Genomic DNA, 13,002 nt, shown 5'->3' with positions numbered 1-13,002 from the left:
ATGACTGGAAACGGAGACGACGGCGCCCTGCTCACGCAGTCGGTCCTGCGCCGCATACGCGACGAGATCTTCGACGGCACCCTCGAACCCGGTGCGTCGCTCTCGGTTCCGGGGTTGGCCGCTCGACTGGACGTCTCGCGCAGTCCGGTTCGGGAGGCGGTCCAGCAACTCGTCATGGACGGGCTGGCCGTCTACACCCCGCGAGTCGGGGCGAAGGTCGCGGTGCTCGACGACGCGATGCTGCGGCACGTCTTCGAGGTCCGCGAGGTGCTCGACGGTCTCGCCGCCCGCCAGGCCACGGTGCGGGTGACGCGCGCGGAGCTGGCGGGCCTGTGGGAGCGGGTCCGAGAACAGGAGCGGTTGCTGGACACCGATCCCGATCACCGACGCGACGCCGAACTCGACCTCGACTTCCACACCGCGGTCCGGTCGTTGTCGGGCAATGCGCCGCTGTGCGATGCCCTGCTGAAGCTCGACACCCAGTCACACCTGTACCGGTCCGACATGTGGTCGCACGAGGACAACCGCCGGCATGCCGTGACCGAACACCGCCGGATCGTCGCGGCGCTGGAGGCCGGCGACGCCGACGGGGCCGACCGGGCCGCACGGGCGCACGCCGCCGGCGTCCTCGTGCGCCTGCTCCGGACCTGAGGCCCTCTCGTCGGGGCGCGACTCAGGCGAAGAGGTGTTGTCCCCACCACTCGCCGGGAGCGAGCCCGGGGGGTATGGCGAAGACGGACGACCCGTTGGGGATGAGGTATTCGGTCATCGCGTCTCTGCGGGAGAGCGCGTGTTGCATCGGGACGAACTGCCGTCCGGTGTCTCGGTTGAACGCGATGAAGAACAGGCCTGCGTCCAGGTGGCCGAAGCCGTCCGAGCCGTCGGTGAAGTTGTACCCGCGCCGCAGGATTCGGACGCCGCCGAGGTTGTCGGGATGCGCGAGCCGGATGTGGGCGTCGCGGGGGATGACCGGCGTGCGGCCGGAGGTGACCGCGAAGTCGGGTGTGTCGAATTCGTCGGTCTGTCCCAGCGGTGCGCCGGCCGCCTTCGTGCGACCGACGATCTGTTCCTGTTCGAGCAGGTGGGCGCGGTCCCACGGCTCGATGTCCATGCGGATGCGTCGGGCGACGAGGTAGGTGCCGCCGGTCATCCAGCGGGCGGCCGGCGGGTTGTCCTCGGCGCCGACCCACACCCAGCGGTCGAGCAGCTCGGTGTCCTCCGCCCGGAGGTTGTTGGTCCCGTCCTTGAACCCGAACAGGTTTCGTGGTGTCGACTGCGACTGGGTGGTCGACGAGGTGCGGCCGAAGCCGAGCTGGGACCAGCGCACCGCGGCCACGCCGAAGGCCATGCGGGCCAGGTTGCGGATCGCGTGGACCGCGACCTGCGGATCGTCGGCACATGCCTGGATGCAGATGTCGCCGTAGGACCGTGCGGGTTCGATCTTCTCCGCCGCGAAACCGGGAAGGTCTCGCAGGGCAGCGGGTTTGCGGTCACCGATGCCGAACCGGTCGGGGCGGGTGGGGTCGGCGGCGCAGGGACCGAACAGTCCCGGGCCGAAACCGATGGTGAGAGTGAGGTTCGCGGCGCCGAGTCCGAGCGCTTCGCCGGTGTCGGCCGGTGGTGTGTAGTCACCGAGTCCGGTCGCACCGTCGTCGACGGTCTCCTCGCCGCGAGTCATCCGTTCGGCCGCCGCGGTCCAGCGTTGCAGCATGGCGATGAGTTCGGCGCGGGAGTCGGTGACGACGTCGAAGCTGGCGAAGTGCAACCGGTCCTGGGCTGCGGTGGTGATGCCTGCCTGGTGCTCGCCGCGGAACTCGACGATCTGGCCGGGTGGCGACTGCGACGACGCCGAGGCCCGCCCGAGGGCGACCCCGCCCGCGGCGACGACGAGTCCGGCGCCGGCGCCGCCGATCACCGCGCGACGGGAGAACCCGCGCCGTGGGGACCGGGGTGCGGCATCGGTTTCGCCGTCGCGCGGGTCGGAGGTCGGATCACTCACTGGGCCAGCACGATCCCGGGAACCTGCGACAGTGTCGCCGACAGCGCGTCGATCTGGTTGGACATCTCCTTGCGCTGGTCCGCGGAGACCTCGGTGTAGGACACGTACCCGTCGCCGGAGCGATAGGTGTTCACCGAGTCGCGCACGGTGGCGAACTGGGCGGTGATGGTGTCCATCAGCTTCGGGTCCTTCGCCGAGATGATCGGCTGCAGTGTCGCGATCGCGGTCTCCGAGCCGTCGAGATTGCCGGCGAAGTCCCACAGGTCGGTGTGCGAGTACCGGTCTTCCTCGCCGTCGATCTTGGTGGCGGCGACCTCGTCGATGAGCGCCTGGGGGCCCTTCACGAACGACCCGGTCTCGAACTCGAACCCGGGTGCGTTGACCTCGTCGCGGAGCTTGGTCACGTCGGCGAGGAGCTGATCGGCGACCGGCGCGATGGTCTGCGGGTTGTCGGTGGCGGCCGCGTTCTGTGCGTCGGCCGGGGTGATCTGGCCGGGTGCGTCGCCGATCTCGGCCGGCTGCGGCGGCCACAGGAAACGTTCGATGCGGTGGAAGCCGGTGAACGGCTGGGCGCCGTCCTCGGTGTCGTCCCACCGCATGTCGATGGCGGGGTCGAGGTCGGGGAAGGATTCGGCGACGGGCTCGATGCGTTCGTACGGTGTGCGTGCGAGTCCGAACTGGGCGCGCGCGGCGTCGAGGTCGCCTGCCTTGACGCTGCCGACGAAGGCGGTCACCTGTGCGTGCAGGGTGTTGAGCTGGTTGCGGACGTACTCGAGGTACTGGCCCTTGGCGGCGGTCACGTCCGCGGGCACGTCGGCCTTTTCCTTGCGCTCGCCGCCGACGGTGAGTTCGGTGCGGATGCCGGTTCCGACCATGCCCGGTTTGCAGGCCACCGTGTAGGTGCCGGGTTCGACGATCTCCACGCTGAGGTTGCCCGACAGTCCGGGACCGATGTTCTCGACCTCGCCGAGTACGCGGTTGTTGGTGCCGTACACGTAGAACTCGGTGACCTTGTCGCCGGAGTTGGTGACGGCGAAATCGACGTTGCCCGTGGTCGCCTCCGTGCTCGCGAGGTCGCATGCATCGTTGGTGGACGTGACCGTGATCGCACCGTCCGAGGTGGCCTTCTGGGTACAGCCGGCCAGCAGCACGGGTGACACGAGTGCCACGGCCGCGCCGGCGGCCATCACGGTTCTGCGATTCACTGAGGGTTCCTTTCGGTTGCGGATTCCGCGGATGCGGGGTTCTGCGTGGTCGTCGAGCCCGGAGCGGAGGCGGCGGAGGAGACCTGGGGAGCCGGGCTCAGTTGCCGCCGGCAGAAGATCGTCAGTACGACGGCCACGTAGGTGATCCACGCGACGACCTGCAGGACGGTGGGGTCGGGCCGGAAGTTGAAGATGCCGCCGAGCACGGTGCCGTACCAGGACGACGCGTCGTATCCCCCGGAGACGTCGAAGGCCACCGCCCCGTGCCCGGGTAGCCACCCGACGGTCTGCAGGGCGCCGACGCCGTAGGTGAGGATCCCGGCCGCCACGAAGATCAGGAAGATGCCGGTGTAGATGAAGAACAACCGCAGATCCAGTCGGATCGCGCCGAGGTAGATCAGCACGGTCAGTGCGACCGCGGCCACGACCCCGAGCAGCAGCCCGACCAACGGCCACACTCCGCCGGAAACGCTCTCGGCATAACCGACCATCAGCAACGCGGTCTCGAATCCCTCGCGCCCGACGGCGAGGAACGCCAGTCCCATCACCGAGGCCCGACCGGCGACGAGCGCCCGCGACATCCCGCTCTTGAGATCGGCGGAGATGTGCCGGGCGGCCTTGCTCATCCACAGCACCATGAACGTCACGATCCCGACCGCGACCAGCGAGGCGATCCCCGCGATGGTCTCGGCCGCGAGCGGGGTCATGGTGGACGTGCCGAAGTGGATCACCAGGAACACCACGACGACCATCGCGACCGCGGCGGCCACACCCGACCAGATCCACTTGAGCGCGTCTCGTCGTCCGGTCTTCACCACGTAGGCGACGAGAACCATGACCACGATGCCGGTTTCGAGCCCTTCGCGTAATCCGATCAAACCGCTGCCGAACATCTGCGTGAACGTCGAGGGCGCGTCGCTCGCTGCTGCGAACAGGCCGCCGTCCGATACGACCAGTGTCACGAAGCCTTCCCTCCCGGTTCGGTGGCGCCGCAGGTTCGCTGAGGCTAACCACACCGAAGGTTAGACCCGAAAGGGTCTCCGGCATAGGGCATATCGGCTCACTCGGCCGCCCGCACCCCCGAATTCGGTCCCGGCCAGGACTTTTGCGCACGGTGATTTGATGTCGTCTGGCTGTGCGGTGGGCGGATTGTCGGAATCGGCCCGCGTGAGTGGGGCCCGGGACGGGAATCGTCTGCGTCATCATGGGTGGATGGTCTCCTCACCCGATGCCGCGCGCCGCGACAACGTGATCCTCGTGCATTGGCACGATCTCGGTCGCCATCTGCGGTGTTACGGCGCCGACGGCGTCGAGAGTCCCGTGCTCGACGACCTCGCCGCGTCCGGTATCCGGTTCGCCGACGCGCACGCGACGGCGCCCCTCTGCTCGCCCGCCCGCGGTTCCCTGTTCACCGGGCGCTATCCGCACGGCAACGGTCTCGTCGGCCTCGCACACCACGGCTTCGAATACTTCCCGGACGTGCAGACCCTCCCGGCGCTCCTCGGCGGCGCCGGGTATCGATCGGCGCTCTTCGGGATGCAGCACGAGAGCGCCGACCCGGGCCGGCTCGGCTTCGACTCGGTGGACGTGTCGGATTCGCGATGCGACTACGTGGTCGACCGCTCCCAGGACTGGTTGCGGCGTCATGCCCACGACGATCGGCCGTTCTTCCTGACCGCGGGCTTCTTCGAGACGCATCGGCCCTACCCGGCCGACGAGTACAAACCTGCCGACACCAGCACCATCGCCGTACCCGGCTTCCTGCCGGACACCGAAGACGTCCGCGATGACCTGGCGGGTCTGCACGGGTCGATCACCAAGGCCGACGCCGCCGTGGGCCGGCTTCTCGACACCGTGGCCGAACTGGGCCTCGATGACTCCACCTGGATCGTGTTCGTCACCGACCACGGCCTGGCCTTTCCGCGCGCCAAGTCGACGCTGTATGCCGAGGGCACCGGGGTGGCGCTGATCATGCGGCCGCCCGCGCGGCTCGGCATCGCACCGACGGTCTACGACGACCTGTTCTCCGGAGTGGACCTCACCCCGACACTGCTGGAGTTGGTGGGTCTGGACATCCCGGAGGCCGTCGACGGCGACTCGCACGCCGCGGCGCTCGCGGGCGCGGCAGACGCCGCGGTCCGGACCGAGGTGTTCACCGAGAAGACCTACCACGATGCCTTCGATCCGATCCGGGCCGTGCGCACCAAGGAGTTCAGCTACATCGAGAACTACGCGGCGCGACCGGCGCTGCTGCTCCCGCTCGACATCGCCGACAGCCTGTCCGCTCGATCGCTGGATCAGCAAGAAGTGCAACGGGATCGGCCCCGCGCCGAACTCTACGACCTGCGTTCCGATCCCCATGAGCGCAACAATGTCGCCGACGACCCGTCCTACGCCCGGATCCGGTCCGATCTCGCGCGAGCACTGGTGGACTGGCGGGCGCGCACCGGTGACGAGCTACCCGACGACGCCACCGGAACGGCGATCGCACAGGCCTTCATGGACGCATTCCACGCCAAGGCGGCGCAGGTCGCGAGTGAGGAGGAGGCGTTGCCGTCGCGGCGTCCGCTGGGCGCGCGGCGCGAGCTGGCCGGCGACATCACGTCGGGCGAGGGCTGAGCGGCGCGCCGCGAGAACTCCTCGACTCGGACACCGCGGTCCTGACCCTGCACAGCGACGTTCCGGTGTCAATGGTTTCACCCCTCTTGCGCGTAAAAGGCCAGCTTGCGGTGGGTTTCCGGCTCGCTAGACTCATCGTTCATGTCACTGACGTCCTCAGCGGGACCGGCAAACTATCTGGTGTGCGCGAGCCAGCGCAGCGGCAGCACGCTCCTGGTGGAGTCGCTCGCCGCCACCGGCGTCGCGGGTCGTCCGGAGGAGTTCTTCCAGTACTTTCCCGACTCGTCTCAGGCGCCGCAGCCGCGTGAATGGTTCGCCGGAGTCGCCGATCCGGCCATCGTCGAGCTGCTCGATCCGCTCGACCCCGGAGTGATCGACACCCGCGATTCGGCGACATGGCGCGCGGACGTCCGGGCCGCGGGACGCACCCCCAACGGGGTGTGGGGTGGCAAGCTGATGTGGAACCAGACGCCGCTGCTGATCTCGCGTAGCCGCATCGCCTCGGGCGCGCTGCGCGAAGCCGTCCGGTGGGTGTTCGACGGGGCCGACCCGCTCTACGTCCATGTCCATCGTGATGATGTTGTGCCGCAGGCTGTCTCGATGTGGCGTGCGGTGCAGACCCGCGTGTGGCGCCACGATGGCTCCGACGCCGACGAGCACGACGACGCGGTGTATCACGCAGGTGGTATCGCGCACCTTGCCGGCATCCTCGTCGACCAGGAACGACAGTGGCGCAACTGGTTTGCCGCCGAAGGGATCGAACCGCTGGAGATCGAGTTCCGCGACCTGGTCAACGATCCCACGAAGGCGACCGCGCGTGTGCTGGAGAAGATCGGGCAGGACCCGGAGCTGGCGCCCCCGCCGCCGCTGAAGCCACAGTCCAATTCGCGGTCCAAGGAGTGGGCCCGACGCTATCGAGACGACGCCGAACGGAACGGATACCCACTGTGACCGCTGTAGACGAGGGCTCGCGCTATCGGGCGACCGCCGGCCGGGACCGTCCCGGCGACGACGTCGACCATGTGACCGCCATCCGGGTGCTGGAGGCCGAGGCGGTCCACATCATCCGCGAGGTCGTCGCCGAACTGGAACGGCCGGTGCTGCTGTTCTCCGGCGGCAAGGATTCCATCGTCCTGCTCCGGCTGGCCGAGAAGGCTTTTCGGCCCGCGCCGTTACCCTTCCCGATCATGCACGTCGACACCGGGCACAATTTCGACGAGGTGATCGAGTTCCGTGACCGTCGGGTCGCGCCGACCGCGGAGAACCCCGAGGGCATCGACCTCATCGTGGCCTCGGTCCAGGAGTCCATCGACTCGGGACGAGTCGCCGAGTCCACCGACCCGTCGGGTTCGCGGAACCGCCTGCAGACGCGCACCCTGCTCGACGCACTCGAGAAGGGCGGATTCGACGCCGCCTTCGGCGGTGCCCGTCGCGACGAGGAGCGCGCCCGCGCGAAAGAGCGCATCTTCAGCTTCCGCGACGAGTTCGGCCAATGGGATCCCCGCGCGCAGCGCCCCGAGCCGTGGTCGTTGTACAACGGGCGTATCCGTCGCGGAGAATCGGTCCGAGTGTTCCCCCTCTCGAACTGGACCGAGACCGACATCTGGCGCTACATCGAACTCGAGGGCCTCGAACTCCCGTCGATCTACTTCGCCGCCGAGCGCGAGGTGTTCGACCGGGACGGCATCCTGCTCTCGGTCTCGGAGCATTCTCGCCCCCGCGAGGGCGACGAGGTACGGACCGAGTGGGTGCGGTACCGCACGGTCGGCGATCTCACGATCACCGGCGCCGTCCGGTCCACCGCGACCACCATCTCCGAGATCATCGCCGAGATCAGTGAATCCACCGTCTCCGAGCGCGGCGAGACCCGTGCCGACGACCGCACGTCCAGCGCCGCCATGGAAGACCGTAAGCGCGAAGGGTATTTCTGATGACTCTCACCTCTCCGCAGCCGGTCGTATCCGGTGGCGACCAGACCGGCACGGCCGCACGGCAATTCCTGCGCATCGCCACCGCGGGCAGCGTCGATGACGGCAAGTCGACCCTGATCGGCCGGATTCTGCACGACACCGGAAGTCTGCCGACCGACCACCTCGCCGCGGTCACCGACGGCGATGGTGACATCGACCTGGCCGCCCTCTCCGACGGCCTGCGTGCCGAACGCGAGCAGGGCATCACGATCGACGTGGCCTACCGCTTCTTCTCCACGCCCACACGCAGTTACGTCCTCGCCGACACACCCGGACACGAGCGGTACACCCGCAACATGTTCACCGGGGCGTCCAATGCGCATGTCGCGATCCTGCTCGTCGACGCGCGGCACGGGTTGCTCCGGCAGACCCGCAGGCACGCGCGGATCGCGACGCTCGTCGGTGTGCCCCACGTGATCGCGGCGGTCAACAAGATCGACCTCGTCGACTACTCCGAGCACCGTTTCGACGAGATCCGCGCCGATCTCGCCGAACTCGCGGTGCAACTCGGGATCGGGGAGATCCCGGCGATCCCGGTGGCCGCCAAGCACGGGGACAACGTCGTGCACCGCTCGTCGAACACCCCGTGGTACTCCGGGGCAACCCTGTTGGAGTACCTCGAGGACGTCGAACTGCACGCGCCCGCGCCGGTGACCGAGGAACTGCGCCTCCCGATCCAGTGGGTGTCGCGTCCCAGCGAGTCGAACCGGCGCACCTACACCGGCCGGCTCGCCTCCGGAACACTGCGCGTCGGTGACGAGATCGTCGTGCTGCCGTCGGGCAGTCGATCGACCGTGACCGCACTGGACACCCTGGATCCCACGAGAGACGTTGCGGTGGCGCCGCTCTCGGTGGGAATCCAGATCGACGACGACATCGACATCGGCCGCGGCGACATCATCGTCAGCGGCGCGCCGGGAGCGCACGTGCCGGTCCTCGCGCGAGAGATCGACGCACACGTGTGCTGGCTGTCGAACTCGCCGCTGCGCGCCGGTGACCGCGTCGCGCTCAAACACGGTCCGTCGACGGTGCGTGCGACCGTCCAGTCGCTCGAGCGGCGCCTCGACCCGGACACCCTCATCGAACATGTCGCCCCGGGTGAACTCGTGCTCAACGACATCGGCACCGTCACGATGCGGACGTCGTCGGTGGTGCCGGCGGATCCCTATGCGAGCAACCGGGACACGGGCGCGTTCATCCTCATCGACGAGGCGTCCAACGACACGGTCGGCGCGGGGACGATCCTCGAACCGCGCGAGGTCGTCCCCGGCAAGGCGACCCGCAACGACATCAAGTGGCATCCGAGTTCGCTGGCCCGGGCCGAACGATGGGCGCACACCGAACAGCGCGGCGCCACGGTATGGCTCACCGGTCTGCCGGCGTCGGGCAAGTCCACGGTCGCCGTGGCACTCGAACGGGCCGTCGTCAGCCGCGGTCGCGTCGCCTATCTGCTCGACGGCGACAACATCCGGCACGGGATCTCCGACGACCTCGGCTTCTCGGCCGGTGACCGCGCGGAGAACATCCGGCGCGTCGGACACGTCGCCCGACTCTTCGCCGACGCGGGGGTCATCGCCATCGCGTCGATGGTCTCGCCGCTGCGCTCGGATCGTGAGATCGCCCGCGAACTCCACCGTGCCGCCGACCTCGACTTCATCGAGGTCCACGTGTCCACACCGGTCACCGAGTGCGAACGCCGCGACCCCAAGGGGCTCTACGAGCGTGCCCGTCGCGGCGAACTGCGCGGGCTCACCGGCATCGACGCGCCCTACGAGAGTCCCGAGAACCCCGATCTGCGATTCGACACCACCGGCGCGGACATCGACCGGCTGGCGTCGCTGATCCTCGGCGCCCTGATGGATCGCGGCATCATGGCGGGGTGAGTTGCTGTCATCCCCGAGGACCCGCGCGCGACGGCGCGGATGAGTCGCCGACGGTCGAGCAGAACGGGATCCTCGGGTCCGGTCCGCACCTCGTCGAGACCGTGAGTGTCCCGGCCGGGGTCTTCGACATGGGCGATGCCTTCGGCGAGGGTTACCGCACCGACGGCGAGACGCCGGTCCACGAGGTCGAGCTCAGCGCCTTCTCGATCGACACCACCGCGGTGACCAACGCCGCGTTCGCGTCCTTCGTGGCGGCGACCGGTCACCGGACCGACGCCGAGACCTTCGGCGGATCCGCGGTCTTCCACACCTACGCGACCGCCCCGGGACGGCCGGTGCCGGGCACCCCGTGGTGGCTGGCGGTCGACGGAGCATCGTGGCGACACCCGGCCGGTCCGGGCAGCACCCTCGACGGTCTGGCGGATCACCCCGTCGTCCACGTCAGCCACCGCGACGCAGCGGCCTACTGCGACTGGGCCGGGCGCGCCCTGCCCACCGAGGCGCAGTGGGAGTACGCGGCCCGGGGTGGGCTGCGCGGGGCGCGATACCCCTGGGGCGACGAGCCGCCCACCGCGGACGATCCGCGCTGCACCATCTTTCGCGGCGATTTCCCGAACGGCCCGACCGCGCGGATCGGCACCACACCGGTACGGACCTTCGAGCCCAACGGCCACGGCCTGTACCAATGCGCCGGCAACGTGTGGGAATGGTGTGCCGACAGGTTCAGCGCCCGGTACTACCGGGTGTCCGACCGCACCGATCCGTCGGGGCCGGCCCGGGGGAGCGCACGGGTTCTCCGCGGCGGCAGCCACCTGTGCCACGACTCGTACTGTCACCGCTACCGCGTCGCCGCGCGATCGCACAACACGCCGGAGTCGACGGCGAGCAACATCGGGTTCCGGACCGTGAGTCCCCGGGACACCCGACGGGAACCGATCTCCACCGCGGTCAGTTGAGTCACCAGACTGTGTGTTGATCTTCGGGCGACCCGATCGGTTGTGCGATCGTGGTCCACCGGGCGGTTCCGCCCGGGAAAGCACCCCCGACCGGGACAGGAGTAGGGCAGGAATGCGTGTGGTGGGCCGGGATGCGTCGCGTCGGGAATCGAGGCGGCGGCTCTCGTGGAAGAACGGCCTCGTGGCCTCGACCGTGGCGGTCGCGTCGTCGGTGTTGCTGGCCGGGTGCATCGATCTGCCGTCGCTGAGCAGACCGGACATCCCGGAGGGCATCCCGCCGGGCGCGGGCGTTCCGCAGCCGTACATCGACATCAACGCGCCCGGACGGACCGCGAACAAGATGCACGACTGGGCGGTGCCGATCTCGGAGTCCACCGGCATCCCGATCATCTCGTTGCAGGCATACGGCAACGCCGCCGAGATCCAACGGCAGCAGCACCCCGAATGCGGCATCGCCTGGACGACGCTGGCCGGTATCGCCGGCGTGGAGAGCAAGCACGGCCAGTACCGGGGGTCAGAGGTGGCCGAGAACGGGGACGTCAGCCCACCCATCCGCGGCGCGAAACTCGACGGCACCCGCGGGAACATGGAGATCCGCGACACCGACGGCGGCGAGCTCGACGGGGACCCCACCCACGATCGCGCGATGGGGCCGTTCCAGTTCATCCCCCAGACATGGAAGCGATACGGAGTCGACGCCAGCGGCGACGGCATCCCAGACCCGGACAACATCGACGACGCCGCCTTGTCGGCGGCCCGCTACCTCTGTGTCTCCTCCGGCAACGACATGACGAATCCGGAGGGGTGGGAGAAGGCCGTCCGGACCTACAACAACTCGATGGCCTACGTCCTCGACGTGCGCGATCACGCGAACGCCTACTCGATCAACGTCCGCTTCTGACAGTCGTCGGCGACGGCCGCGCCGGTTGCGCCGACCTTGTCACGTGCGGCTTCGGCGCAGCCACTAGGCTCTTGCGTATCGGCCGGCACCAGAACCGGCCGTCGTCGGCGTAGGCGGCCCCGCGGAGGCCTCGCCCCCTGGGATATCGCCGACGAACTCGTCCACCGAGATTGGGGTGCAACCGTGGCAATCATCGAGCAGGTAGGTGCGCGTGAGATTCTCGATTCGCGGGGCAACCCGACGGTCGAGGTCGAGGTCGTCCTGGACGACGGCACCTTCACCCGTGCCGCAGTGCCGTCCGGTGCGTCGACCGGCGAACACGAGGCCGTCGAGCTGCGCGACGGTGGCGAACGGTACCTGGGCAAGGGCGTCACCAAGGCCGTCGAAGGTGTCCTCGGAGACCTGGCTCCGGCCGTGATCGGTATCGAGGCCGAGGAACAGCGCCTCGTCGATCAGGCGCTGCTCGACTGCGATGGCACCCCCGACAAGAGCCGCATCGGCGCCAACGCGCTGCTCGGTGTCTCTCTCGCGGTCGCCAAGGGCGCCGCCGAATCGGCCGGGCTGCCGCTGTTCCGCTACATCGGCGGACCGAATGCCCACATCCTGCCGGTGCCGATGATGAACATCATCAACGGCGGTGAGCACGCCGACAACGGCATCGACTTCCAGGAATTCATGATCGCCCCGGTCGGCGCGCCGACCTTCAAGGAAGCACTCCGTTGCGGCGCCGAGGTGTACCACGCTCTCAAGGGTGTCCTGGGCAAGCAGGGCATGAGCACCGCCCTCGGTGACGAGGGCGGCTTCGCCCCCGACCTGCCGAACACCGAGGCGGCCATCGCGGTCATCGGCGAGGCGGTCGGCAAGGCCGGCTACAACTTCGGCCGTGACGTCGTCATCGCGCTCGACGCCGCGGCGACCGAGTTCTTCTCCAACGGTGCCTACAAGCTCGAGGGCAAGGAACTGGGCGCCGATGAGATGGTCTCGTTCTACGAGAAACTGATCAGCGACTTCCCGATCGTCTCGATCGAGGACGGACTGTCCGAGGACGACTGGGACGGCTGGGCCAAGCTGACCGAGTCGATCGGCGATCGCGTGCAGCTCGTCGGCGACGACCTGTTCGTGACCAACCCCGAGCGTCTCGAGGAGGGCATCTCCAAGGGCATCGCGAACGCGCTGCTGGTGAAGGTCAATCAGATCGGCACGCTGACCGAGACCCTCGACGCCGTCGCGCTCGCGCACAACAACGGCTACAAGACGATGATGAGCCACCGGTCGGGCGAGACCGAGGACACCACCATCGCCGACCTCGCGGTCGCCTGCAGCTGCGGTCAGATCAAGACCGGTGCGCCCGCTCGTTCCGAGCGGGTCGCCAAGTACAACCAGCTGCTGCGCATCGAGGAAGGACTCGGTGACGCGGCACGGTACGCGGGCGACCTCGCCTTCCCGCGTTTCTCGTTTGGTTCGTGATT

Annotated in this window: 11 protein-coding genes; 8 read left to right on the top strand and 3 right to left on the bottom strand. The window is 68.7% G+C overall.

The genetic code is table 11. From position 1 onward, the window contains the following. Complete coding sequence (locus MHN80_RS07785; protein ID WP_004022666.1) at positions 1–651, top strand: GntR family transcriptional regulator; 651 nt, start codon at positions 1–3, stop codon at positions 649–651. Between the two features lie 22 nt (positions 652–673). Here the strand turns inward: MHN80_RS07785 and efeB are convergent, their stop codons facing one another. From efeB to efeU, 3 genes are read right to left on the bottom strand one after another with little or no spacing between them, the layout of a single operon-like run. Next, positions 674–1,999, bottom strand: coding sequence for an iron uptake transporter deferrochelatase/peroxidase subunit (gene efeB / locus MHN80_RS07780; RefSeq protein ID WP_239400691.1), 1,326 nt, complete (start codon positions 1,997–1,999; stop codon positions 674–676). After that, complete coding sequence (gene efeO / locus MHN80_RS07775) at positions 1,996–3,204, bottom strand: iron uptake system protein EfeO (protein WP_004022668.1); 1,209 nt, start codon at positions 3,202–3,204, stop codon at positions 1,996–1,998. Before efeO ends, efeB begins: the two co-directional genes overlap by 4 nt. Continuing rightward, positions 3,201–4,097 (bottom strand): iron uptake transporter permease EfeU, encoded by an 897-nt coding sequence (gene efeU / locus MHN80_RS07770; protein WP_239400811.1) that lies wholly within the window; start codon positions 4,095–4,097, stop codon positions 3,201–3,203. The genes efeO and efeU overlap by 4 nt, the downstream gene beginning before the upstream one ends. 319 nt (positions 4,098–4,416) lie before the next feature. Here efeU and MHN80_RS07765 point away from each other — a divergent pair, with 319 nt between their 5' ends. The 7 genes from MHN80_RS07765 to eno all read left to right on the top strand — a co-directional run bounded on the left by MHN80_RS07765 (position 4,417) and on the right by eno (position 13,000). Then, positions 4,417–5,823 carry a sulfatase gene (locus tag MHN80_RS07765; protein ID WP_239400689.1) on the top strand — a complete coding sequence of 469 codons (1,407 nt, stop codon included), beginning with the start codon at positions 4,417–4,419 and terminating at the stop codon, positions 5,821–5,823. Positions 5,824–5,964: 141 nt separating this feature from the next. After that, positions 5,965–6,774, top strand: a complete 810-nt coding sequence (locus MHN80_RS07760; protein ID WP_239400687.1) for a Stf0 family sulfotransferase — start codon at positions 5,965–5,967, stop codon at positions 6,772–6,774. Next, positions 6,771–7,754: a sulfate adenylyltransferase subunit CysD gene (gene cysD, locus MHN80_RS07755; protein ID WP_239400685.1), complete on the top strand. Its 984-nt coding sequence runs from the start codon at positions 6,771–6,773 to the stop codon at positions 7,752–7,754. The genes MHN80_RS07760 and cysD overlap by 4 nt, the downstream gene beginning before the upstream one ends. Continuing rightward, a complete protein-coding gene (gene cysC / locus MHN80_RS07750) occupies positions 7,754–9,676 on the top strand; it encodes an adenylyl-sulfate kinase (protein ID WP_239400683.1) in 1,923 nt (640 codons plus the stop codon). The genes cysD and cysC overlap by 1 nt, the downstream gene beginning before the upstream one ends. After that, positions 9,673–10,632 (top strand): formylglycine-generating enzyme family protein, encoded by a 960-nt coding sequence (locus tag MHN80_RS07745; protein ID WP_374206313.1) that lies wholly within the window; start codon positions 9,673–9,675, stop codon positions 10,630–10,632. Before cysC ends, MHN80_RS07745 begins: the two co-directional genes overlap by 4 nt. A gap of 112 nt (positions 10,633–10,744) precedes the next feature. After that, a complete protein-coding gene (locus MHN80_RS07740) occupies positions 10,745–11,533 on the top strand; it encodes a lytic transglycosylase domain-containing protein (RefSeq protein ID WP_239400681.1) in 789 nt (262 codons plus the stop codon). 183 nt (positions 11,534–11,716) lie between these two features. Further along, the gene (gene eno / locus MHN80_RS07735; RefSeq protein WP_064569250.1) at positions 11,717–13,000 is read left to right on the top strand and encodes a phosphopyruvate hydratase; all 1,284 of its coding nucleotides are present in this window, start codon (positions 11,717–11,719) and stop codon (positions 12,998–13,000) included. Positions 13,001–13,002: the final 2 nt, after the last annotated feature.

Source organism: Gordonia sp. McavH-238-E (genome assembly GCF_022348225.1).
Taxonomy (GTDB): Bacteria; Actinomycetota; Actinomycetes; order Mycobacteriales; family Mycobacteriaceae; genus Gordonia; species Gordonia terrae.
This window is presented reverse-complemented; position numbering and strand designations above follow the sequence as displayed.